The organism is Tepidisphaeraceae bacterium, from assembly GCA_035998445.1.
Taxonomy (GTDB): domain Bacteria; phylum Planctomycetota; class Phycisphaerae; order Tepidisphaerales; family Tepidisphaeraceae; genus DASYHQ01.
Map to the genome: position 1 here is coordinate 79,698 of DASYHQ010000055.1, position 22,134 is coordinate 101,831.

Genomic DNA, 22,134 nt, shown 5'->3' on the forward strand with positions numbered 1-22,134 from the left:
GGCATTGATTCGACGCTCCGCGTCGACCGCGACGCAGGCGTCGCCACTACGGCAGTCACTCCAATGTAGGTTGAGACAGCGCCACGGACGGCCATTTTAAAGCGAGCAGTGTCATCCCGATGGGAGCCTTGGCGACCTGAGGGATCTCGACTGACTGACAGTGCGGGCCATGGGAGATCCCGCAGGTCGCCTGAGGCTCCCGTCGGGATGACAGGTAGCGAACTGGGACGAGGTTTTGTCCGCTGGCCTTCGGGCTTCGTCTTTCAAATCCCCTGCGCACGGCTTGTCTCCCCACCCCACCGCCACTACAAGTTGATGGTGATGAGCCCTCCCGTCCTGCAGCCCGCCGCCGCGTTGTGCAAGCGGGAACTCGTGCGCTTCGTGCGGCAGCGAAGCAGGGTCATCGGTTCGCTGGCGACGCCGTTGATCTTCTGGCTGTTCATTGGCGGCGGCATGGGCCGCAGCTTCAACGCCACCGGCATGCCGGGCGGCGACAACTTCCTGCACTACTTCTTCCCCGGCACCGTCCTGATGATCCTGCTGTTCACGGCGATCTTCTCGACGATCTCGATCATCGAAGACCGCAAGGAAGGTTTTCTGCAGTCGGTGCTGGTGTCGCCAATCTCTACCATGGCGATCGTACTCGGCAAGGTGATGGGCGGCACGATCCTTGCCGTCGGACAAGGGTTGATCTTCCTGGCGCTGGCGCCGTTGATCGGCATTCAGTTCACGCTCGTAGGCTTTCTGGGCGCTGCGGTCATCATGTTCGTGATCGCCTTTGCGCTTACGGGGCTTGGCTTCTGCATCGCCTGGCGGATGAGCAGCACGCAGGGGTTCCACGCGATCATGAACTTGTTCCTGATGCCGATGTGGTTCCTCAGCGGCGCGCTCTTCCCGGCCGAGCAGGCCTGGGGGGCGTTACGATGGTTGATGAACGCCAACCCATTGTCGTACGGGCTCAGCGGGCTACGCGAGGTGTTGTATGCCCCGTCGGCCGGCGCGGGGGCGTTGCAGAGCGGTTGGTGGACGGGAATGATCGTCAGCTGCCTGTTTGGCGTCGCGATGTTCACGCTTGCCAGTCGCATGACGCGGGCGCGCGTGAGTGGCGATTTGCATTAGGACGCGCGGTCCATTTATCACTTAGCCCCGGGCTTGCCCGGGGGAACGCCTCCCCCGGGCAAGCCCGGGGCTATATCATTGGTGACCTTTCATGACGAAGAACCTGAAACGCCTGACGATCGCCTTGTGGGTTTTGTGCGTGTTGGTCTCGGTAACGGTGGTGCTCGCGTACTACCGCTCGCGCGACGTGCTGGCCGCCATGGACGCGCCGACCGCGGCGCCGCACGTGGTGCCGGCGATGGCGCCGGACCTGTCGACGCGCCTATTCCCGGTGCCCGACTTCGCGTTGCGCGATGAGAACGAGAAGCCGGTCACCCAGCAGACCCTGTCGGGCAAGCCGTGGATCGCGGCGTTCATCTTCACCAACTGCGCCGGCGCCTGCCCGATGATGTCCAAGCACATGGCCACGCTGCAGACGAAGATCGCGAGCCCCGACGTGCGGCTGGTCTCGTTCACGCTCGACCCCAAGCGCGACACCCCCGCCGTGCTGAAGTCGTACGCGACGAAGATCGGCGCCCAGCCCGGCCGTTGGTTCTTCCTGAGCGGCACGACCGAGGAAATGCAGGCCGTCGCCCGCGGCATGCTGATCGGCATCGGCGACCCGCCCGAGGGCAGCGACCAGTTCACCCACAGCAGCAAATTCCTCCTCGTCGACGGCACCAACATGGTGCGCGGCATCTACGAGGGCACGAGCGAGGACGTGCTGGACCAGTTGGCCGCCGACGCGGAGAAGCTGGCGCGGGAGTGATTGGTCGAGCGCCGACGGACGCGTGTTGCCTCATCTTGAGACGGCGTTGAAGCACCAGATGGCGTCCGCTTCCGACCGTGGCATGGGCGTCCCGCCCATGCTCGTAGTAAGGCCTAAAGCCTGCATTTGTTCTGACAGCCCGGTCAGCGCAGCATCCACCAAATCAGATTCTTCGTTCCAATCCACATGCATGGGCGAGACGCCCATGCCACGGGAAAACGGCGCCTTAGTCATCCCGGGTCAATCGAGGGATCGTCTGTAACGTTGCGCAGGTAATGAGGTCTTTCCCCGAGCGCGGATAAACAAACAGAACTACGGTTGAGGCGGGCCATCCGTCACCCAGTGCGCGCAAAAAAGAACCGGGGCAGCGCATCGCGCCGCCCCGATTCCGTTTTCGTATCCAACCGTAAGCCGTTCGCTTACGACTCGAGGATCTGCTTCTTCACGTTCGCGGGCACTTCGGCGTACTTCAGGGGTTCCATGGCGCTGGCGGCACGGCCGGTCGACATCGAACGAAGTTCCGTGGTGTAGCCGAACATTTCGCTCAGCGGCACCTCGGCCTCGATGATCGTGGTGTTGCCACGTTCCTCGCTGTTGACGATCAGCCCGCGGCGGCGGTTCAGGTCGCCGGTGACGTTGCCTTGGAACTCCTGGGGCGTGGTCACGACGACCTTCATGATCGGCTCCATCAGCGTCAGGCCCGCGCTCTTGGCGGCGTCCTTCAGCGCGATCTGGCCGGCCAGCTCGAACGCGACCTGCGACGAGTCGACCTGGTGGTACGAACCGTCGGTCAACGCGACCTTCACGTTCAGCAGCGGGAAGTTCGCCAGCACGCCGGTCTTGCACGCCATGCGCACGCCGTACTCGATCGACGGGATGAATTCCTTCGGAACCGAACCACCGAAGATCTTGTTCTCGAACGCCACGCCATCTTCCCAGCCCAGCTTCTTGAGCTTGTCGGCGTCCATGGCTTCGCCGGTCGCGGGATCGGTGCCGTCGAACGGCTCGATCTCGATCGTGCAGTCACCGAACTGACCGCGACCGCCCGACTGCTTCACGTGCTTGCCGCGCGCGCCGGCCTTCTTGGTGATGGCTTCCTTGTACGCGACCTTGGGCTTGCCCACGATCACGTCGACGCGGTAGTCGCGCGTCAGGCGCATCTTCAGGATTTCCAAGTGCAGCTCGCCCATGCCGGCGATGACGGTCTCGCCCGTCTCCTCGTCGTACTTGGTGCGGAACGTCGGGTCCTGCCGGCGGAGCTTCGTGAGCGCGTCGCCAAGCTTCTGCTTGTCGGCGCCGCTCTTGGGCTCGATCGACATGCTGATGACCGGCTCCGGGAAGCTCGGGCGCTCCAGGATGATCGGGTGATCAGGGTCGCAAAGGGTGTCGCCGGTGTTGGCCTCATCGATACCGATGATGGCCACGATGTCGCCGGCTTCAGCGCGGTCGCGGGCCTCACGGTCGTCGGCCGACATCTGGAACATACGGCTGATGTTCTCGCGGCTGTCCTTGTTGGCGTTCAGCACGCGGGTGCCCTTTTCGAGCACACCGCTGTAGACGCGAACGTAGGTCAGCGTGCCGAACTTGTCGTCGACGATCTTGAACGCCAGACCGCAGAACGGCGCATCGGGCTGACGCGGGCGAATCTCGACCTTTTCCTTGTCGCGCGGGTTCGTGCCCTTCACCTCGGCCATGTCGACCGGGCTGGGCAGGTACTCGATGACCCCGTCCAGCACCTTTTGCACGCCGATGTACTTGTAGGCCGAACCGCAGTACAGCGGGTGCGCCTTGAAGGCGATCGTGCCCTTACGCAGCGCCGCGCGCAGCTCGGCGGGCTCGAGCGATTCCGGGTCGGTCAGGTACTTGTCCATCAGCGCGTCGTCGAGCTCGGCGATCTTCTCCAGCATGATCGCGCGGTAGTGGGCGACCTTCTCCTTCATGTGCTCGGGGACGGGCTTCATCGTGACCGTGTTGCCGCGGTCCTTGTCGTTGTCCATGTCGCTGTAGTAGCCGACCTGGTCAATGAGGTCGATCACGCCCTTGAACGTGTCGGCCTGCCCGTCCGGAATGACGACGGGGATCGCCGGGGCGCCCAGGCGGTCCAGGATGCTGTTGTAGCAGTAGTCGTAGTCGGCCCCGACCTTGTCCATCTTGTTGATGAAGCAGATGCGGGGGACGTTGTACTTGGTCGCCTGGCGCCAGACGGTCTCGGACTGCGCTTCCACGCCTTCCTTACCGTCGAACACGGCCACGGCGCCGTCGAGAACGCGCAGCGAGCGCTCCACCTCGACGGTGAAGTCGACGTGGCCGGGGGTGTCGATCAGGTTGATGTCGTAGATCGGCGCGTCCGAGCCCTTGCTGATCCACGCGCCCGGCTGCCACTTACAGTAGGTGGCGGCCGAGTTGATCGTGATGCCGCGCTTCTGCTCTTCAGGATCAAAGTCCATGACGGCGGTGCCTTCGTGCACCTCGCCAACCTTATGGACGCGGCCGGTGTAGAACAGGATGCGCTCGGAGGTCGTGGTCTTGCCGGCATCGATGTGTGCAGCGATACCAATGTTTCGAATCTTCGTCAGGTCGCGGGCCATAAGGGTCCTTGTTGGATGTCGTCCGTGAAAATCTAGGGGCAAGTATGATAAAGATGCGTGCGAACGCGTCAAGATCGACGCACGTGCGGGTGAATGCCCTCAGTTCACCACATCGCGATCCGTTGCCTTGACCTCACCACGGGAACGTCCGTGGTTCTAGGTTCGTTCGTCGGAAAAACCACAGGTAGGCCCGGGGCTAAATAAATCGAGTCAGGCTTTTAGCCAAACCCCCAACGAGTCGCGTTCGTACGCATCTCACCTGCAGCATTACGTTTCCCACCATCGATTGGTTCGTCCGGGGGTCTACAAGCGCCTACAATTGAGTGACTTAGACGAGTTCGCTGGCGCGGCATTTGCACTAAACATTACTGCGATGAACACCGATATTAACAACATCGAGACGCGCGCTGGTCAGGAGGACCGGCGCCTGGTTTCTCAAGGGGTTCACACGTCGCGGCCGTCTTTGGCGGGTTGCGTCACGGGATTGCAGGAAATGCGCAAACTCGCGATCGCTGTTGCTCTGATCTCCTGCGGTGGCCTTTGGGTCCAACCGCTACTCAGCCCGGCGGGTGACGGTGTCACCGCGCCCGCAACGCAACCGACCACCCAACCCACCGCCGCCGCGGTTCCATCCAATGGTGCCGATTTGTCCACCTACCAAGTGGTCAGCGGCACGCCCAACTTCTGGCGCCTTGGTCAGGACGCCTCCGGCGTCTGGTGGCTGCTAAGTCCCGACAACGAGCCCGAATTCCTCAACGCCGTCACCACCGTCCAACCGTACCAGCGCGGCCGCGACCCCGATGGGCCGGCGTTCGTCTCCAAAGACTGGATCGACCCCGCAACCGGTAAACCTGACCTTGACCGCTGGGCGAGCCTGACCCTGACGCGCGTCCGCGACAAAGGCTTTAAGTCGCTGGGCGCGTGGTGTCACCCGGTCTTCCACAAGCTGGACGTGCCGATGACGCGCGACCTGAACGTGTGGACATGGGTCCCATCGAAGCACAAGCGCCTGTACGACCCCCAATGGCCGGCAATCGTCGACAATGCCATCGAGACCCAGACCGAACCGCTGAGCGACAACCGCCAGTTGGTTGGCTACTACATCGACAACGAACTGGACTGGACGGACGTTTCGTCCGGCGCGGGCATCTACTTCGATCACTTGCCGGCGGGCGATCCGAACCGCGCCGAGGTGCTGAAGGTCATTCGGTCGATCTGGTCCGACGTCGAGAGCTTCAACGACGACTGGGGCACCACGATCAAGGATTTTGCTGAGCTTGATGCCATGCCCACGCTGCCGCGCGGCAACCCGCGCGGGTACCACCGCCTGAGCGGCCCGTGGCTGCAGCACATGGCGACCGACTACTTCCGCATTACCACGGCCGCCATCCGCAAGTACGACCCGAATCACCTGATCCTCGGCGTGCGCTTCAAGGGCTACGCCCCGCCAGAGGTCTGCCGGGCCAGTAAGGGGTATACGGACGTTCAGTCGCTGAACTATTACGTGAACGACGCGATGCTGGACGCGGACATGTTCGCGTCGATGTACCACGAGTCGGGCAACCAGCCGATCATCATCGGTGAGTACTCGTTCCACTCGCTCGACGGGCGCAGCGGCAACCGCAACGTGGTGGGCTTCTCGGCGCAGGTGCCCGACCAGCAGGCCCGGGCCGACGCGTACCGCATCTTTACGACCGGCCTGGCGCGCGTGCCCTACGTGGTGGGCGCCGACTGGTTCCAGTGGTCCGATGAGCCACCGTCGGGCCGGCTGATGGATGGCGAGGACGTGAACTTCGGCATCGTCGACGTGGACGACCGCGCGTACGAGATCCTCGCTACGACGATCCGCAGCGTCACCGGCACGCTGAACGACTTCCACCGCTCCAGCGCCCGCGACGATGGCCGTGGCGTGTGGCGCGAGAGCTTCGCCAACAAGCCCGTGATGCGCGTGCCGTTCCTGTCCAAGCCGATCACCCTTAACGGCGAGCTGTCTGACTGGTCGCCGGCATCGAAGGTGCCAGACGTGCGCCCGTCGCAGACCGTCGGCCTCGATCGTTCCAAGCTGCCGGTGCCGAACGTCTATATGGCGTGGAGCAGTGAGGGGCTGTACGTCGGTGTGGAGGTCTTCGACAACGACATCCTGGCCACGCCCGCCAAGGGATGGTGGTGGACGCGCGACCACTTCGAGCTGTTCATCAACACGAAGCCGGTCACCAGCGACCAGCGCGATTACGACGCGTACTCGCACCAGTTCTTCTTCGTGCCCCACGACATCCCGGGCCCCGACGGCGCCGCCGGCACGGTGGGCCAATGGCATCGCAACGGCGACGCGCTGGCCGACCACCTGATCCCGCATCCGAAGATCCGCGACGCGGCCCGCATCCTGCCGGACCGCTACGTGATCGAGATGTTCATCCCCGCCGCCGCCATGAACGGGTTCGACCCGAGCAGGCAGTCGGCGATGGCGATGAACCTCGGCATCAAGAACTTCCAGCATGCCAGCAGCTACTTCTGGTCGGCCCCGAAGGAAGTGCAGACGCAGCTGCGCCCGCACACATGGGGCACCATCTACCTCGAGCCCGCCCCCGAGGGCGCCACCGCCGGCACCGTTCGCCGGGCGTTCGACGAAACCGTGATGCTGGCGAACTAATGATGCCGCTGATGGAATCGACGACGATCGCGATCGACATCCGTTGTCCGTTCGACCTTGCCAACGCGTTTCTGTCGCAGCCGGAGAATTTCCCGGCCTGGGCATCGGGACTGGGCGAATCTTTGGAACAACGAGACGACGGGTGGATCGCCTACACGCCCGACGGCGAAATGCATGTGCGGTTCACACCGCCCAATCCGCTCGGCGTGCTTGACCACTACGTCACACCCGATGGCGGCCCGCCGATCTACATCCCCATGCGCGTGATCGCCAACGGCGAAGGCTGCCACGTCTCGCTGACGCTCTTCCGCCAACCCGACATGACCACCGAGCGATTTGTCGCCGACGCCGACTGGGTGCACGAGGACCTGAAGGCGCTGAAGATGCTGCTGGAGTCGCTGGGGTAAAAAAGAAGCCCCGGGTCTTTTCGACCCGGGGCCCTACAGTGTGCTTACTGCTGTCGCGGCGGAACGCATCCCGCCGCACGAGCTGCCGGAGCAGCTGCGTGGATCACCGGAGTCTCACCGGTGAAAGCTGCTCACAGCAGCCCACACTTACAGTCAGAATTGGTCACGGATCACCTCCATTTCAATGGACACGCGGCTGACGGTTACACGTCCGTCCCGCACGCTATCCAGGTGATGCCAAGCCGTCGCGGGCTTCACTTCGGGTGTGACTGCCAGCCGGTTCAGGAAGCGACTCGCGTCGCGACCGGGACTCATCGGCCTTAGTAAAACACCCTACTACACCGCCGCCGGGCTCTTTCGTCCGAAAACGCCTTTTCGGACACCTTGCGTCCCGCTGCAGACGGGACGCACGAATTATACGGCCAACCTCCAAGCTGGTTCCAGAAAATTTTCTCAAATCCGATCTATTATCGACCGTCGGTGGGAACAGTCGACGGCAGGCTCGGCCTACTCACTTTCACCCCTTTGACCACGAGTTCCTTTCCCCAGATGTCCAAGACATCTAATGACATAGCAGCGACGGTGGGGTCGGGACGAAAGCAGACGTCAACGGTATGGATGTCCGGCGAGAAGCCGGGAACATTAGAACCGATGCTCCAGGCAAAACTGCGTTGTCCGGCTGGGCGTGACAAGCTGCCCACTTTCCATTCCCGTTCGCCCGCCCGCAACCAGACCATGTGCGCCAAGCCGGCGGGCGCTTCGTCAACCTTTACACTAACCCTTAGGGATGCGGAGCTCTCCCCATAACGGTAGACGGATACCCCTGTGACGGTGATTGCATGTTGGATGCCGGGAAGCAGCGATGCGTCTGTCGTCAGCGTCACGATGGGCTCGTCCGAAGGCCTCAGGTCGAATGTCTCCGACAAGTCGAGGTCGATGGTCGCCAATGTCTTTGTGTCGTCCGGGTTCTCGCGAATGTAAAGCTTGGAGCGAAAACGGAAGACATGCTTCCCATCCGCGAGCCGGTCGAGCAGGGGCGTAGGGTTGTAGACTCTGAAAAACACCGAACGGCTACCGACCGAAGTTGACCCACTTCCGTAAGCGCGGTCCTTGGGTTCAACAAATTCCAGTTCATCCACACTGAAGCGGTCATCGCGCGAGTCGTAGCCGAGGGTCAGGCGGGTATTGGAACCAGCACGCGCGTTCACGTTTTGAATGCCGAGCGGCATCGGATCGCCACGCCGGACGTTCTCGCGTACGTGGAGCTTCATCTGCACCGCCTGCCGGGCATATAAGATCCATTGATCATCGGATACCTGTTGCTGGGCCCGTGCCCGTTCGATCATGTCGCCCCATTTCCTGTTCCAGGGCTGGTTGGGGTCGCCCTGCAGGTCCAGCGCACGCGACACGATGGATGCCACAGCGTCCCGCGACAGCAGCCCGGCGGTCAACCGGCGCTCCATCTCGGCAATCGCAGCGTCGCGGCGTTGCGCGTTGGCGGAATGAGCCTCGCGTTGCAACAGCCACATTGGCTTGTGCAACTGCGGGTCGAACGAGGTAGCGGTGGCGATCACCGTTGGCGAAAGGAACGCGAGGCCCAGCAGTATTCCGGCGACGCCCGCCGCGATCAACCCGCCCCGCCGCTGGCGGTGACCGTGGCGGATGGCCTTGGGTTGCGTCACGTCGCGGCCGCACTCTGGACAACGGTCGCTGCCTTCGGCCCGGCCGGTGAGGTCAAAGCCGCACGCGCGGCACAGTGGGTGGTCGTCGATCCGCCGGCCGATCATCCCACGGACCAGCAGCAGCAGGCCAGCCCCACCGCACACCAAGCCGGCGACCCAAATACCAACCCAGAGCCAGTTCGTTGATTGTTCCATCGCCATCGCAATCCCCTCTTGTCCAGACACGCATCGAAAAGACCGATATAATCCGCATATGCACGACGCCCGCAAGATTTTGGACCAGCAGTTCCTCGAGATGCGCTGGCGGTGTCTGTCGCTCGCCGCCGACTTTGATCGGATCGAGCGGGCCGCCGGTGGCGCCGATGTGATCGCGAGCGACCCCCGGCTGGCGAACCTGCGCGAGGCGATGAAGCAGATCGCCACCGCCGGTGGCGCGACGAGTCGGGCCGAATCGGTCCAGACGATCTTCAGCGACAAGACACCGCCACCCGATCGGAAGCCTTAACGCGTAGGGGCGGGCCTCCATGCCTGCCCTCTTTCTTCACTTGCGGCAACGGCGAAGAAGGGCAGGCACGGAGGCCTGCCCCTACAAGAACCAATGAAATTCATCGACCCCCACATCCACTGCGTCAGCCGCACCACCGACGATTACCTGTACATGGCCCGCGCTGGCGTCGTGGCGGTCTCGGAACCGGCGTTCTGGGCGGGATACGACCGCAGCAGCGCCAGCAGCTTCGGCGACTACTTCCGCCATCTGCTGGATGTCGAACCGTTGCGCGCGGCCCGTTACGGCATCGACCACTACGCGTGGCTGTGCATCAACGCCAAGGAAGCCGAGAACGTCGAGTTGGCCCGTGAGGTGATCAAGCTGATCCCGCCGTTGCTAAGCCACCCGCGTGTCCTGGGCGTCGGCGAGATCGGCCTGAACAAGAACACCGCCAACGAGATCACCATCTTCGAAGAGCAGGTCGAGATCGCAGCCACGCACGATCAGATGATTCTGATCCACACGCCCCACCTGCACGACAAGTACAAGGGCACGAACATCATCACGAGCATCCTGAAGAACGATTCGCGCATCAAGCCGCACCGCGTGCTGATTGACCATTGCGAGGAACACACGATCCGCATCGCGCGCGACAACGGCTTCTGGGCGGGGTTGACGATCTACCCGGTCAGCAAGGTGACGCCGCAACGTGGCTGCGACATCCTGGAGACGTTCGGCACGGACATGATCTGCGTCAACAGCGCCAGCGACTGGGGCGAGAGCGGCCCGAGCAACCTCACCGACACCTACCTCGAGTTCCGCCGGCGCGGGCACAGCGAGGCCGAGGCGACCGACGTATTCTACAACAACCCCTGCCGGTTCTTCGGCCAATCTCCGAAGTGGAAACTGCGTCCCGTCTCCTACGGTTCCAACAACTAACCGCGGCAAGATTTCGACGCAATTACCGGTGAAAAGCGCGCGTACGGTCGGGTGATTGCGGGTTGCCGCCGGACGCGTTGGCGCGCTATACTGCCCTTCTGGCCGAGGAGTGTTTTGCATACCGTGCCCCAACCAGAAAAGACCGTTGCAGCGGTTAGTGACGTTCGTGTCATCGTAGTCGACGACAGCAGCCCCACCGCGACCTCGCTGGCGCGGCTGCTGAAGTCGACCGGTTTCACCCCGATCGTCTTCCACAAGGGCAACGACGCCCTCGACCACGCCCGCACGATCGGCGCCGACGCCGCCGTCATCGACATCCACCTGCCCGACATCAATGGCCTGATCCTCAGCCAACAGCTCCGCGGCTGCCTGGGGCCCGGCAAGCCGATCATCGTGTTGTCCGGCGACACCTCCATGGAAACGCTGAACTCGCTGCCCCACGTCGGTGCGACACACTTCTTCAGCAAGCCCGTCAACGGCTCGCAGCTGGTCGAGCGACTTCGTGAACTGACCACCTAAGTGCCGCGCCCCCTCAACGACCGCCATTCACCAAACAAAAAGAAAAGCCCCTGAAAATTCAGGGGCTTTTCTCGTCGCACTAAGTGGAGGCGGCGGGATTTGAAGCATACGCCTCCCCCACCATTTCCCCCGAAATCCAGCGAATCGAAGACGTAGGCGGCATGGAATCCGGCATTACGGACGCCAGCTTACTTTTTATTGTTGAATCGTGGCCACGTTTAAACGCAGCTGTGCGGGCAGCTGTGATGGTCACGTTGCGCGCCGCTCTGCGCGAGGGAGTCTAGCTATGTCTCACGATGTGCCAGGGATTATTTCGCGGTTGTTTACGTTCCGTGTGCATCAGGGTGGGTATCTGGGTAACCGGATATCGAGCGGCGTTGCGGCTCCGGCATGCGATCCGGCGAGCCTCGCCGTGTTGAGGTTCCACCGCGTGGTTCTCAGCCTAATGGCGTCCGTTTATCGGGGGTTGCCGAGCGGTGTGGCCCGGCGTGTCGACGTGGCTGAATTGTACGTGGCGGGATTGCGTGGGGCGTGGCTCGCGGCTGTGAAGATCGACGGCGGGGCGCTGATCGCGAATGAGCGCGGATACGTCACCACGATCGTTCGAAATGCGATGATCGACTGGCTGATTACCTGCGGCGTTTGGCGAACCGCCGGCTCCCCAAACAATCGCTTTCACTTGGAGCGGCAGGCCGGGAAGAAGGAACGGCAGCGACTCGGGGCTTCATATGGTCTTGGTGACGGGCGGTACGCGAGCGAGTTGAATCGAACTGAGGCGGCGATCCTGGCTGATCAGGTAGCCGAGAAGTTGGATGACAGGGATCGGCAACTGTTGGTTCTCGTCTACCGCACGGGCATGGCCGTTGGGGAGGCGGCAGAGCATCTGGGCATGTCCTCACAGAGCGGAGAAGTAGCGCATTCTCGCATCATCGGGCACGCCCGCCGTCTGTGTGGCGTTGAAGGACCGATCGCCGAGGGTGTGGCGGTGGCTGACCTCGTGAAGCGCCTCGGATGGGTAGATGAAAAGCGCAGGGCCAAGCGGCTGGCCGATGCGGCGTGGAGGCGTACGCCGGCCGGTCGGGAGGCGAAGCGCCGAGAAAATGCGCGTCGTGCGGAGCGGCGCCGTGGTGAAGCAGTGTTGGCCAGTTGATGGCGAGGTGGCTGCATGTGTTCAGCAAATTCGCCGGAGTTGCTTTGGACGTTGCGTAACGCCCGGGGGCTCCGTTGTGGTTCTTGTGACCAAGAAGGGAGCCCCACTATGGGTGTGTTTGACAGCGTGATTGAGTGGCAGAAAAAGAGTGCGGACAAAGAGGCCTTTTTCAGCGGTGTGAATCGCGAGCGGCACACGGTTAAGCAAACGCGTCGAAAGTTCTTTTACGAGGCGGGCAAGGTTGCGGCGGAGTCGAATGAGCGCGTCGACAACTTCATGTTCGAAGAAGCTCGCATGAAGTGGGAAGAGCGCCAGATGGAGCGTGCGGAAGCTGGCCAAGAAGATGACTCGGAGGATGAAGCTGAGGACGCCGAAGCGGTTGACGATCAGGCCGATGAGGATTCGGCCGAAGAGGATGCCGCCGAGCACGATGACGCCGACGCCGACGATGCTGATGATGATGAATCGGAGTACGACGAGGCCGACGAAGACGAGGCGGATCATCGGTGTTGAGGGATGAGGGGAGGGGTAGGGGGAAGGCCGCAAGCGTAGCGGGCCGCCCCCCTGCCCCTCCCTGTTTTTTGGGTGGTGTCATGCGTGTTACTGATGTTGTTTATCCGGTCGTGACGGTGCCGATCGCTGATGTGGATTGGCTGCTCGGTGCGGCGATGCTGTCAGCGCTCGGCGTGTGCACCTGCGTCTATTGGCTGGCGACGTTGTCCTGGTCGATGCCGCCGGCGGTGCTGCGGTTGATGCGGTGGGCGGTCTCGCTCGGCCAGCGCTCGCAACTGACACGAAGGCGGCGGGGCCGGCGTCATCTGCACCAACGACGATGACCGCGGTGTCGGTCGGTCTGCAGCCTCGCCAGTGGTGGCGAGTGAGGAGCCGGTTAGTGCAGGAGGCTCGAATGTCGAATTTTGATTCGGTCAATTTACCGGTTGCGAGTCCCCACGCCCGTCGACCGGAGCCGCCGTCGCAGGGCCATGACGCCCTGGCGGAAAGTGGTGAGTCAAGGGTGTGCCCCGGTACTCCGGGGCTTGCGCAGCAACCCTTGACGCACCACGGGCCAGGGCAAAATGGAACGGAGACGGTGGCGCAGGGCGATGGGTGTGGGGACGACCCCCACGCCCAGAGATTGGTGGGCCAGAGCTCGGGAGCGGCAAAGCGGCCCGCACGACCGAAGCGCCGCCGACTGAAGATCGACGTGCTGGCAAGTCTTGCCGTCGAGGTCGAGGCGCTTGCCGATCAATCTGGCTTGGCTCGATCACAGTTCATGCCGGCGGCGTTGGCGTTGGGCGCTCGGAAGCTGGCGGCGCAGCTGGCTGGAGACGCCGAGCCCTCGAAGTAAACAAAACGACCGCAATCGGGTTCTGCTTGGCGGCGATCCGATTGCGGCCGTGTTCACACCGCACCGTGAGGGTGCAGGGAGGTATTGCGTGTCCAATTCTAAGTCCGCTGTTCGGGCTGGGCAACGTTTGTCCATTGCCGATCCCGGTGCGGAGTTCGATCGGCTGGCTGATTTACAGGCGACCTGGCCAGAGGTCGGCCGGTTCTCGGTCTGGCCACGTCGCAAGCGTGGTGGAAAGGTCGTCGTCCTGGCTGCATCGCCTGCCGTGGCGATGGGATCTGCCGCCGCAGTCTCTTCGGTTGTGTCGATGCAGGGTCTGGCCGGGGGCTTGTCTTCCCCACATAACGGGCCGCAGGCCCTTTTCGGCCCTGTTTTCGCGGTCAAGCCGCCTTCGACCCGGCCGACGCTGGATGAGTGGCTTAATGACGGCCGCAGGCTCGCCGAGAAGGTCCGTGAATCGCGGGCCGTGCATCGTGAAGCTGCGACCGATCGGCGGTTCGCGTTGCCGCACGCCGTGTGGGGTGAACGCAGTGAAGGGGATGCAACACCTGACCACCCCGCAAATCAGGCTGTGTATGATCCGGTTCGTGAGGCGATCAGCGATTGGGAGCGGGGTGGGCGTGTTGCCATCCCAGCCGCGATCTTCTTCGCTGATCAGAAGCTGCACGACGTGCACCGCATGCGTTACGCGGTCGGCGGCAACGTCTTCGAGTACAAGGGGCCACACGTGTCGCCGGCCGGCACGCGGGGCGATCGTCGTGAAATTACGGGCTTCTCGGACGCCAGCCGGCACCGCTGCTTGAAGTTCATGAACTCCGTCAACCGCACGGTGATCGAAGCGACGCGGGTGTGGTTCGTCACACTGACGTACCCGAAGGTGTGGGATGATGACCCGCAAGTATGGAAGAAACAACTAAAGGCGTTCCGCAAGCGCCTTGAGCGTGCGTTTGGCCGAATGGGCGTCGTGTGGAAGCTCGAACCGCAGAAGCGGGGAGCGCCGCACTTCCATTTGCTGCTACTAGTGCCGCCGGCGATGTGTCGCGACCTTCGCCAGGGCGAACGGAAGTGGCGGAGGGGTCGGTACTGCACCAACTGGCGTGGTGTGCATCTTCGGACCGTGCGTAACTTCGTGTCGCGTGCGTGGTTCAAAGTCGTCAACAGCGGGGACGTGAAACACCTCAGGGCCGGTACGCAGGTTGAGCCGCTCGAGACGTGGGACAAGATCGTGGGGTACGTCTCAAAGTACCTCGGGAAAACCTGCGTGTTCATGGATCAGGGATCGGGCGAGGTAAAGAACGTCGGGCGCTTCTGGGGCGTCTGGCGTCCGCAGCTGTGGGGCGTGCGGTGGGTCGAGGTGACGTTACCGCCAGAGGCGTGGCCACGGATGCGACGGCCGCTGCGGTCTCTGCTGGTGAAGCGTGGCCGGCAGATGAGGCCTGCCAACGGTGCACCGCCAGCGTTCCAGTGGATCGGCCGTCCGAGGCCTTGTAGTGCGTTTCTCCCGAGCGAGGTCATAGAGCGCCTGTTGTCCGAAGAGACGCCCTGGCGGTCCCTAGGGATGACGTACAGCCAAGAATATGAGTTCCGCCGCGATCTCGGCCGATCGCGCGAGTTGGAACGCGAGGCGGCGAGGTATCATTAAGCATGCAATACGAAAACGAACCAAACGCTGCGGGCGAGGTCGAGAGCGTGATCCTGGCCGTCATTGTCGATGCCCAAGAAGATTTGGTAGCACGCGAGGTTGTTCGGAAAACGCACCAGCTGGCGGTTGCGAATCGGTGGGCAAGGTATCACGCGGGCAAGGTGACCGCCGAGACAGACCCGGGGCTTTTGTTCGTCGTTGAGAGGCGTTTCACGCCGGGGCATGTGCCGCCGGTCGATGCAATGGTGCTAGACCTTGCGAAGTTACTGGACAGCATGCCCGGCCCGGCTGTGAATCGTCGAGCGTGACCGGCCGCGGAGACTGGAACGCCGGCGGGTCACGCGTTGTCACAGCCGGCGTGGCACGCGTGCTTCGGGCCGGCATGGATTCCGGAATTGATTTCGGAAACAATCATGGTAAGGTGAAGCCATGGCGAAGCGCGGTGCAAAGAGGACGAGGGTAGCAACAGACGGAAAGGCGAGGCTTGAGGTTCGCGTCGATGAGGTGGTGGCGAACCGTCTGTTCGAGCTAGCGGAACGCGCTGGATTAAGCGTGAATCAGATAATGGCTGGGTTGGCGCGGTGGGCCGTGGACAACGGCCATCCGGGCACGCCAGTGATCACAGGGCATCGCGTGGAATCTGGCGAGGTGCCTGGGTGCGTGTGGTTTGGTCAGGCGGAGTGGGATGTCGAGGAGTCTGAGGATGGTCAACTCCATCCGTCGTCGCCGGTGATCGTGTTGGCTTTGGATTATTCGGATGCTCGAGCAATCAGGAATGAGTTGCACGGCAAGCGGGCGAAAAGTCAGAAAAGGCGGTGAGGTGATGGTCGATCAGAAACCTCCGAAGGACGATGCAGCACCGGTAACGGTGGACGTTGTAGCGGCGGAATTGCACGTCACGGATAAGACGATTCGCAAGTGGCGGCGGGTGTACGGGCTACCGTTCAAGAAAATCGGAGGGGTGCTTCTGTTCGATCTGCATGACGTTCGGCGATGGTTCAAGGAGTGGAACGGAAATGGCCACGCTTGCAAATGATGGTGGGCTCTTCCGGGTCGTGGTGAACTCGCCGAGCCGGCGTGCCTACCCAATTCGTCTTGGTCGCGTGAAGCCGCCGTCGCTCGCTTCAGCGTTCCGCACCCGGGTGACAGAACTCGAAGACGCCGTGCGGCTCGGGCTTCCGCCGAAGCCTGCGATTATCGAATGGTTGAATGCCCTACCGCCGGACCTTCACCACAAGTTGGTCAAAGCCGGGCTCACAACCGCGCGCGTTGACACGACACTCCACGCGTGGCTCGAAAGTCATCTAGCCGGGAAGGTAAAGATGAAGTCGCGATCAAAGAGCAAACTGCGTGATACCCATGGCAAGCTCTACGAGTTCGGTGGTTTTGGCCGTGACATCAATATCGCAAAAATCACAGTTGGGCATGCGGAGGATTGGCACACCTGGCTGCATTCCTTGGCACTGAGCGACGCCACGATTAGAACTCACTGCGGGAACGCCAAGGCGATCTTTAACCGTGCGGTGAAGCGAAAATTGATCAGCGACAATCCGTTCATAGATTTGCCATCGGGCACGACGGCCGGTGCTGCCTCAGCGTACGTGTCGGAGTCGGACGCCGCTGCGATCATCGAGCGGTTGCCCGATGCCAAGTACAGGCTCTTGTTTGGCCTTGGGCGATACGCTGGTCTCCGCATCCCTTCCGAAACGCGACCCCTGACCGCGGCTCAGGTCGATCTCCACGGTGGCATGTTGCACGTGCGATGTGCGAAAACTGAGGGACACGCCGGGAAACAAGATCGCTACGTCCCGATTTCCCCACGGCTCAGGGCGTTGCTCGTAGACCGCCTAGCTGAAAGCCAGAGCGGCGATCTCTGCCCGGTCGGCTCTCACTCCCAAATCGGCGGATATGCCCGTCGTGTCGTTTGTGAAGCGATCAGGCGGGCGAACGTCCTTCCCTATCAGGACGTGTTTCAGTCGCTGCGGTCGTCACTCGCAAAAGAGTGGAAATCGCTTGGCGTCCCTGAATTCGCGGTCGATGCGTGGCTCGGGCATAACAACGTCACGAGCCGAAAGCATTACACGAGCAACGTGCCACCGCAGATGTTCAGTCTGATTACCGGCATCGAACAGGCGGCACGGAATCCGGCACGGAACGACGCGGAAATAGGTGGAAGTCAGGGAACGCCAGCGGACGGCCCAAAAACAGAACCTGCCGAAACTCCCCGAGTTATCGAGGATTTCCGGCAGGTTCCGTTGAAGTCCGAAGCGGACTTAGTGGAGGCGGCGGGATTTGAACCCGCGTCCCGAGATACTGCGAATGGCGGCCTCTACATGTTTACTCGGTCTTTTGATCTTGTTGCCGACGACGAGGAACGAGACCCTTCGCCGGCAACCAGTCGTCTTTATCTCGCCCGAAACCAACGACCGAGTCGCCGGGCTATCCCACTTTTTTCGGCTGGTGCTTAGTGGGCGTCGGCACCATACCGAGGTTACCTAATTACTTAGGCAGCCATACGAACCGGGGCGGCAAAGCCGACACGGCCTGCAACATCGTTGTTGGCAGTTAAGATTTACCCAAATGATTAACCAGGCCTATTGGGCGTCCTGGACATGCCACCACCACCGACACCATCCGGTCGAAACCAGTCGCCCCCGGTGATCTAGGGCTAACGCGACCTATCATAGCCCACCGGTCGGCACCCGACAACAGCGGACAGATGTAATACGATAGGCAGCATGAACGGTTCACTTGACCAGCCACTGGGTGAGCCCGTGCCCGATTGGGCACCGCCCCCGTCGCCGCAGCATCGGGAACTTACTGGACGCTACTGCCGGCTCATGCCGCTGAGCTTCGCCGAGCATGCGGACGCGCTGTACGAGGCGTACTCGGCCGACGCGGAAGGCCGCCTGTGGACGTACCTGCCCTACGGCCCATTCGCCGATCGGCCGGCCTTCGACGCGTGGCTGCAGGCGAGCGCCGCCAGTCAGGGCGACCCGCTCTTCTTCACGATCATCGATCATGCAACCCAGCGGCCGGGTGGTGTCTGCAGCTACCTGCGCATCACGCCGGCGGCCGGGTCGATCGAGATTGGCCACCTCGCGTATGCCCCGCGGCTGCAGCGGACGACCGCGGCGACCGAGGCGATGTTCCTGCTCATGCGGCACGCGTTTGAGCTGGGGTATCGCCGGTACGAGTGGAAGTGCAACGCGCTGAACGCACCCTCGCGCTACGCCGCCGAACGGCTTGGCTTCCAGTTCGAAGGCATCTTCCGCCAGGCGGCCGTGGTGAAAGGCCGCAATCGCGATACAGCTTGGTACTCGATCATCGACCAGGAATGGCCAGCCTTACATCGGGCGTTTATCCAGTGGCTTTCGCCGGCAAACTTCGATGCGGATGGGCGACAGCGGCGATCGTTGACGGCACTTCGCGATGAGACGGTAGCGGGGTAGCGGAAGTCGAAGAAACCATGACGCCTCTGCCCGTAGTGGCGACGCCTGCGACGCGGCGACGCGCAGCGTCGAATCTTCGTACTTCAGGCAGACTGCGGCTCCCGCTGCCCCGCGACGCAGGCGTCGCCACTACTGACAGTTCGGTGCCGCATTCGCTTCAACCGTGGCATGGGCGTCTCGCCCATGCTTGTGGATTGGAACGGCAGATCTGATTTGTTGGGTCTGCGCTGACCAAGGCTGCCGACACGAATTTGATCTAACGGCCTCTCTACGAGCATGGGCGAGACGCCCATGCCACGGTCGGAGAAGGCGCCGCCGTTCTCTCTACCGCCCGTTGCGGAGAACGAGCTTCGCTCTCGGTTCAGGCGTACCGCCGCCAATTCTTAAGCCCGCTGCAGTCGCTTTAACTGCTCCGCCACCGATCGCAGGTCCCTTTCGAAATCGGCCATATTGCGTGCGCGCAAATCGGGGTCCGGAATCCGCAGCAGCGCCGACGGGTGCAGCGTCGCGACGGTCCAGTCGGCCCAGGGGCTCTTCATCACTTGGCCGCGCGATTGCGTGATGCGAAAGTCGCGGCCGAGCAGCGATTGGGCGGCGGTGGCGCCGAGGCAGACGAGCATCTTCGGTTTGATCAGCCCCAGTTCCGCCTCCAGCCACGGCCGGCACGCGGCGACCTCGCGGGCGGAGGGTTTGGCGTGGATGCGGCGCTTGCCGCGTGGTTCGAACTTGAAGTGCTTAACGGCGTTGGTGACGTACACCAGATCGCGCGGCAGGCCGACGCGTTCCATCACGTCGTCCAGCAACTGCCCCGCCGGGCCAACGAACGGCCGACCCTGTATGTCTTCCGAGTCCCCCGGCTGCTCGCCGACCATCACGATCTGCGCCTCCGCCGGTCCTTCGCCGAACACCGCCTGCGTGGCATTGCAGTAAAGGTCGCACCCCTTGCAGGCCTGCGCGGCCTTGGCGAGCACCGGCAGCTTCAGCGTCTGCGGGATGAACGGTTTGGCGGTGCCGGTGTTGGCACACGCTGCACTATCGGCGGCGGCGGTGGATGCCGTCGCCGCGCGTTTCGTTCCCGCGCGCTCGGTCATGCCGGGCAGCAGGCTTGCCTGTTCACGGGCGGCGTTCGTTGCTTTTGCCTTTCGCACCATTTCCTCCACTCGGCTGGGGGCCTGGCGAAGCAGGTCGTCGATCAGCTCGGCCTCGGGCAGCGTTGCCCAGTGCCGCACGGGCATCTCCTTCTTCATCGCCCGCACCTTCACGCGTGCCGGGTTGAAGATGGAGGCGTAATACGTCTTCCACATCCCCTCGACCTCGTCCGGCTGCGGCGCCAACCGATGCGGCACGCCGGGACCGAAGGTCAAGGACTGCCGGTCCCACGACACCGATTCATCCGGCGTCAAGATCGTCCACCGCTGCACACCGAACCGCTCGCGGAAGAACCCCGCGACATGGCGAACGATCGGGTGGTCCGGCCGATGCCAGGCGACGTAGTGATCGTCGCCGGTCGCGCCGTCCTGCAATTTTCGGAAGCGCACGAACGCGTGCATCTTGTGCACGTCACGCGAGACGGCCTTGTCCATCGCGGCCAGTTGGGCGACGTCGTCGTCGATCATCACCTGCAGCAGGTGTGGCTCGCCGTGCGTTAGTCGCCAGAGCGCGCGATACAACAACGGCCATTTTTCCAGATCACGGTGAAACGCGACGCGCTGCGCCATCGCCAGAAACGCGGGCGGCACGGTGGCAACGGGGATACGGTTGGGATCGCTGGCCGGCTCGGGCGGACTTTCAAAGAGCACGTCGCCGTTCGACCAGATGACCTGGTCCGGCGGCGTCTGACTTTCGAGCAACCGGCGTGCCTGCGCACGCCATTGCGCGAAGTCGGGACCTTGGAGGATGACGTGCTGCATGATGATCGGACGGAACTTTCGCTAAAGACCGGCGGACAAAAACTTGTCGCATCGCGCGCAAATGTCATCCCGATGGGAGCCTTGGCGACCTGAGGGATCTCCCACTGGCGTAAATCAATCGTCATTCGACATTCCTCAGGTCGCTACCGCTCCCTTCGGGATGACAATCACGCGCATGGGCATTGCTGGGACCCCCCGTTATCCTTGCTCGTTAAACCTCCCCCGTCACGGCCGACGTCGCGGCGCCGAAGAGTTCCATCTGCGGGTCGACCGCGGTCACCCGTCGTTCCAGGTCCGACCGGTCGATTCGAAGCGCGTCAGGGTTCGAGTCGGCCGCGATGACAAACGGTCGCGTCTTGGAAAGGCTGATGCGCAGCTTTGCCAAGTCCGCCAGCGTCAGCTTGTGGTGCCGGCGGATCGTCAAAATCCTGCCGACGTTGCGCGCGCCGATGCCCGGCACGCGCAACAGCGCCGCCTTCGGGGCCTTGTTGATGTCGATCGGGAAGAAGTCGCGATGCCGCAGCGCCCAAGCTAGCTTGGGGTCGAGCGTCAGATCGAGGTTGGGCTGGTCAGATGACGTGAGTTCGCTGGCGCTGAAGCCGTAGAACCGCATGAGCCAGTCGGCCTGATACAGGCGATGCTCGCGAACGAGCGGCGGTGACTGCCCGGGCAGCCGGGTGTCACTGTGCTGGATTGGGCTGAACGCCGAGTAGTACACCCGCCGCAGCTTCTGCTTCGTGTAAAGCGTGGACGCCGTCGTCAAAATCGCGGCATCACTGCTGGCAGTGGCGCCAACGATCATCTGCGTGCTTTGACCGGCCGGGGCGTACTTCGGCGCCGCGTAGCTGTCCGCGCGCTCAGCCTTGCTGATGTCGATGCGCTGGCGGATCTGCGCCATCGTCTGATTGACGATCGCCATCGTCTTTTCCGGCGTCAGCTCGGCCAAATCCGCATCCGTCGGCAGCTCGACGTTGGCGCTCAACCGGTCGGCGAACCGCCCTGCTTGAGCCATCGCCTCTTCGCTGGCGCCCGGCACGGCCTTCAGGTGGATGTAACCGTTGTAATGATGCACCTCGCGCAGCTGCTGCGCCACCGCGATCAACTGGTCCATCGTGTAGTCGGCCGACCGGATGATGCCGCTGGAGAGAAACAGCCCCTCAATGTAGTTCCTGCGGTAAAATTCGAGCGTCAGCCAGACCACTTCCTCCGGCGTAAACCGGGCCCGCGGCACGTCGCTCGTCACCCGATTGATGCAGTACTGGCAATCGTAAATGCAGTAGTTGGTCAGCAGAATCTTGAGCAGCGACACGCACCGGCCATCGGGCGTGTAGCTGTGACAGATGCCGATTTTGTTCGTGCCCCCCAGCCCCTTGTCGTTCCCCTTCCGCCGACTGCCCGACGAGGCGCACGACGCATCGTACTTGGCGGCGTCGGCGAGCACGTTCAGCTTTTTACGCAACTCCATGGCATTCGTATCATACCTTACATAGTCC

General features: G+C 62.7%; 20 protein-coding genes and 1 other RNA gene. 15 read left to right on the forward strand and 6 right to left on the reverse strand.

Annotation, left to right across the window (positions count from 1 at the left end; genetic code table 11):
* Positions 1–321 precede the first annotated feature (321 nt).
* On the forward strand, positions 322–1,119 hold the full coding sequence (locus tag VGN72_21215; protein HEV7301870.1) for an ABC transporter permease: 798 nt from the start codon (positions 322–324) through the stop codon (positions 1,117–1,119).
* A 91-nt stretch (positions 1,120–1,210) separates the two neighbouring features.
* Positions 1,211–1,867 carry an SCO family protein gene (locus tag VGN72_21220; GenBank protein ID HEV7301871.1) on the forward strand — a complete coding sequence of 219 codons (657 nt, stop codon included), beginning with the start codon at positions 1,211–1,213 and terminating at the stop codon, positions 1,865–1,867.
* Between the two features lie 419 nt (positions 1,868–2,286).
* Here VGN72_21220 and fusA read toward each other — a convergent pair whose 3' ends face one another.
* The gene (fusA, locus tag VGN72_21225) at positions 2,287–4,455 is read right to left on the reverse strand and encodes an elongation factor G (GenBank protein HEV7301872.1); all 2,169 of its coding nucleotides are present in this window, start codon (positions 4,453–4,455) and stop codon (positions 2,287–2,289) included.
* A 373-nt stretch (positions 4,456–4,828) separates the two neighbouring features.
* On the opposite strand from fusA, the gene VGN72_21230 reads away from it, so the two are divergent.
* Positions 4,829–7,105 carry a hypothetical protein gene (locus VGN72_21230; protein ID HEV7301873.1) on the forward strand — a complete coding sequence of 759 codons (2,277 nt, stop codon included), beginning with the start codon at positions 4,829–4,831 and terminating at the stop codon, positions 7,103–7,105.
* Positions 7,106–7,116: 11 nt separating this feature from the next.
* Positions 7,117–7,512: a hypothetical protein gene (locus tag VGN72_21235; protein HEV7301874.1), complete on the forward strand. Its 396-nt coding sequence runs from the start codon at positions 7,117–7,119 to the stop codon at positions 7,510–7,512.
* A 467-nt stretch (positions 7,513–7,979) separates the two neighbouring features.
* Here the strand turns inward: VGN72_21235 and VGN72_21240 are convergent, their stop codons facing one another.
* Entirely contained in the window at positions 7,980–9,395 is a 1,416-nt protein-coding gene (locus tag VGN72_21240) for a hypothetical protein (GenBank protein HEV7301875.1), read from the reverse strand.
* A 52-nt stretch (positions 9,396–9,447) separates the two neighbouring features.
* Between VGN72_21240 and VGN72_21245 the strand changes: the two genes are divergently transcribed.
* From VGN72_21245 to VGN72_21290, 10 genes are all read left to right on the forward strand, one after another.
* The gene (locus tag VGN72_21245) at positions 9,448–9,699 is read left to right on the forward strand and encodes a hypothetical protein (protein HEV7301876.1); all 252 of its coding nucleotides are present in this window, start codon (positions 9,448–9,450) and stop codon (positions 9,697–9,699) included.
* Between the two features lie 93 nt (positions 9,700–9,792).
* Positions 9,793–10,620: a TatD family hydrolase gene (locus VGN72_21250; GenBank protein HEV7301877.1), complete on the forward strand. Its 828-nt coding sequence runs from the start codon at positions 9,793–9,795 to the stop codon at positions 10,618–10,620.
* A gap of 123 nt (positions 10,621–10,743) precedes the next feature.
* Positions 10,744–11,139 (forward strand): response regulator, encoded by a 396-nt coding sequence (locus VGN72_21255; protein ID HEV7301878.1) that lies wholly within the window; start codon positions 10,744–10,746, stop codon positions 11,137–11,139.
* 286 nt (positions 11,140–11,425) lie between these two features.
* On the forward strand, positions 11,426–12,289 hold the full coding sequence (locus VGN72_21260; protein HEV7301879.1) for a sigma-70 family RNA polymerase sigma factor: 864 nt from the start codon (positions 11,426–11,428) through the stop codon (positions 12,287–12,289).
* A 108-nt stretch (positions 12,290–12,397) separates the two neighbouring features.
* Positions 12,398–12,802: a hypothetical protein gene (locus VGN72_21265; GenBank protein HEV7301880.1), complete on the forward strand. Its 405-nt coding sequence runs from the start codon at positions 12,398–12,400 to the stop codon at positions 12,800–12,802.
* Between the two features lie 80 nt (positions 12,803–12,882).
* A complete protein-coding gene (locus VGN72_21270; protein HEV7301881.1) occupies positions 12,883–13,125 on the forward strand; it encodes a hypothetical protein in 243 nt (80 codons plus the stop codon).
* Positions 13,126–13,527: 402 nt separating this feature from the next.
* Positions 13,528–15,279 carry a hypothetical protein gene (locus tag VGN72_21275; GenBank protein ID HEV7301882.1) on the forward strand — a complete coding sequence of 584 codons (1,752 nt, stop codon included), beginning with the start codon at positions 13,528–13,530 and terminating at the stop codon, positions 15,277–15,279.
* A 2-nt stretch (positions 15,280–15,281) separates the two neighbouring features.
* Positions 15,282–15,587, forward strand: a complete 306-nt coding sequence (locus VGN72_21280; protein HEV7301883.1) for a hypothetical protein — start codon at positions 15,282–15,284, stop codon at positions 15,585–15,587.
* 121 nt (positions 15,588–15,708) lie between these two features.
* Positions 15,709–16,098 carry a hypothetical protein gene (locus tag VGN72_21285; protein HEV7301884.1) on the forward strand — a complete coding sequence of 130 codons (390 nt, stop codon included), beginning with the start codon at positions 15,709–15,711 and terminating at the stop codon, positions 16,096–16,098.
* Positions 16,099–16,102: 4 nt separating this feature from the next.
* On the forward strand, positions 16,103–16,315 hold the full coding sequence (locus tag VGN72_21290) for a helix-turn-helix domain-containing protein (GenBank protein ID HEV7301885.1): 213 nt from the start codon (positions 16,103–16,105) through the stop codon (positions 16,313–16,315).
* Between the two features lie 450 nt (positions 16,316–16,765).
* Here VGN72_21290 and VGN72_21295 read toward each other — a convergent pair whose 3' ends face one another.
* Positions 16,766–16,930, reverse strand: a complete 165-nt coding sequence (locus tag VGN72_21295) for a hypothetical protein (GenBank protein HEV7301886.1) — start codon at positions 16,928–16,930, stop codon at positions 16,766–16,768.
* A gap of 623 nt (positions 16,931–17,553) precedes the next feature.
* Positions 17,554–17,935: a transfer-messenger RNA gene (gene ssrA, locus VGN72_21300) on the reverse strand.
* Between the two features lie 82 nt (positions 17,936–18,017).
* Between ssrA and VGN72_21305 the strand changes: the two genes are divergently transcribed.
* Entirely contained in the window at positions 18,018–18,731 is a 714-nt protein-coding gene (locus VGN72_21305) for a GNAT family protein (GenBank protein HEV7301887.1), read from the forward strand.
* A 383-nt stretch (positions 18,732–19,114) separates the two neighbouring features.
* Here the strand turns inward: VGN72_21305 and VGN72_21310 are convergent, their stop codons facing one another.
* Positions 19,115–20,641 (reverse strand): UdgX family uracil-DNA binding protein, encoded by a 1,527-nt coding sequence (locus VGN72_21310; protein ID HEV7301888.1) that lies wholly within the window; start codon positions 20,639–20,641, stop codon positions 19,115–19,117.
* A gap of 211 nt (positions 20,642–20,852) precedes the next feature.
* Positions 20,853–22,106, reverse strand: a complete 1,254-nt coding sequence (locus tag VGN72_21315; GenBank protein HEV7301889.1) for a putative DNA modification/repair radical SAM protein — start codon at positions 22,104–22,106, stop codon at positions 20,853–20,855.
* Positions 22,107–22,134 lie beyond the last annotated feature (28 nt).

What these genes read in the sequence shown, in the direction of transcription:
- VGN72_21215 (HEV7301870.1), top strand. Translation starts at nt 322, where the DNA reads ATGAGCCCTCCCGTCCTGCAGCCCGCCGCCGCGTTGTGCAAGCGGGAA.
- VGN72_21220 (HEV7301871.1), top strand. Translation starts at nt 1,211, where the DNA reads ATGACGAAGAACCTGAAACGCCTGACGATCGCCTTGTGGGTTTTGTGC.
- fusA (HEV7301872.1), bottom strand. Translation starts at nt 4,455, where the DNA reads ATGGCCCGCGACCTGACGAAGATTCGAAACATTGGTATCGCTGCACAC.
- VGN72_21230 (HEV7301873.1), top strand. Translation starts at nt 4,829, where the DNA reads ATGAACACCGATATTAACAACATCGAGACGCGCGCTGGTCAGGAGGAC.
- VGN72_21235 (HEV7301874.1), top strand. Translation starts at nt 7,117, where the DNA reads ATGGAATCGACGACGATCGCGATCGACATCCGTTGTCCGTTCGACCTT.
- VGN72_21240 (HEV7301875.1), bottom strand. Translation starts at nt 9,395, where the DNA reads ATGGCGATGGAACAATCAACGAACTGGCTCTGGGTTGGTATTTGGGTC.
- VGN72_21245 (HEV7301876.1), top strand. Translation starts at nt 9,448, where the DNA reads ATGCACGACGCCCGCAAGATTTTGGACCAGCAGTTCCTCGAGATGCGC.
- VGN72_21250 (HEV7301877.1), top strand. Translation starts at nt 9,793, where the DNA reads ATGAAATTCATCGACCCCCACATCCACTGCGTCAGCCGCACCACCGAC.
- VGN72_21260 (HEV7301879.1), top strand. Translation starts at nt 11,426, where the DNA reads ATGTCTCACGATGTGCCAGGGATTATTTCGCGGTTGTTTACGTTCCGT.
- VGN72_21265 (HEV7301880.1), top strand. Translation starts at nt 12,398, where the DNA reads ATGGGTGTGTTTGACAGCGTGATTGAGTGGCAGAAAAAGAGTGCGGAC.
- VGN72_21270 (HEV7301881.1), top strand. Translation starts at nt 12,883, where the DNA reads ATGCGTGTTACTGATGTTGTTTATCCGGTCGTGACGGTGCCGATCGCT.
- VGN72_21280 (HEV7301883.1), top strand. Translation starts at nt 15,282, where the DNA reads ATGCAATACGAAAACGAACCAAACGCTGCGGGCGAGGTCGAGAGCGTG.
- VGN72_21285 (HEV7301884.1), top strand. Translation starts at nt 15,709, where the DNA reads ATGGCGAAGCGCGGTGCAAAGAGGACGAGGGTAGCAACAGACGGAAAG.
- VGN72_21290 (HEV7301885.1), top strand. Translation starts at nt 16,103, where the DNA reads ATGGTCGATCAGAAACCTCCGAAGGACGATGCAGCACCGGTAACGGTG.
- VGN72_21305 (HEV7301887.1), top strand. Translation starts at nt 18,018, where the DNA reads ATGAACGGTTCACTTGACCAGCCACTGGGTGAGCCCGTGCCCGATTGG.
- VGN72_21310 (HEV7301888.1), bottom strand. Translation starts at nt 20,641, where the DNA reads ATGCAGCACGTCATCCTCCAAGGTCCCGACTTCGCGCAATGGCGTGCG.
- VGN72_21315 (HEV7301889.1), bottom strand. Translation starts at nt 22,106, where the DNA reads ATGGAGTTGCGTAAAAAGCTGAACGTGCTCGCCGACGCCGCCAAGTAC.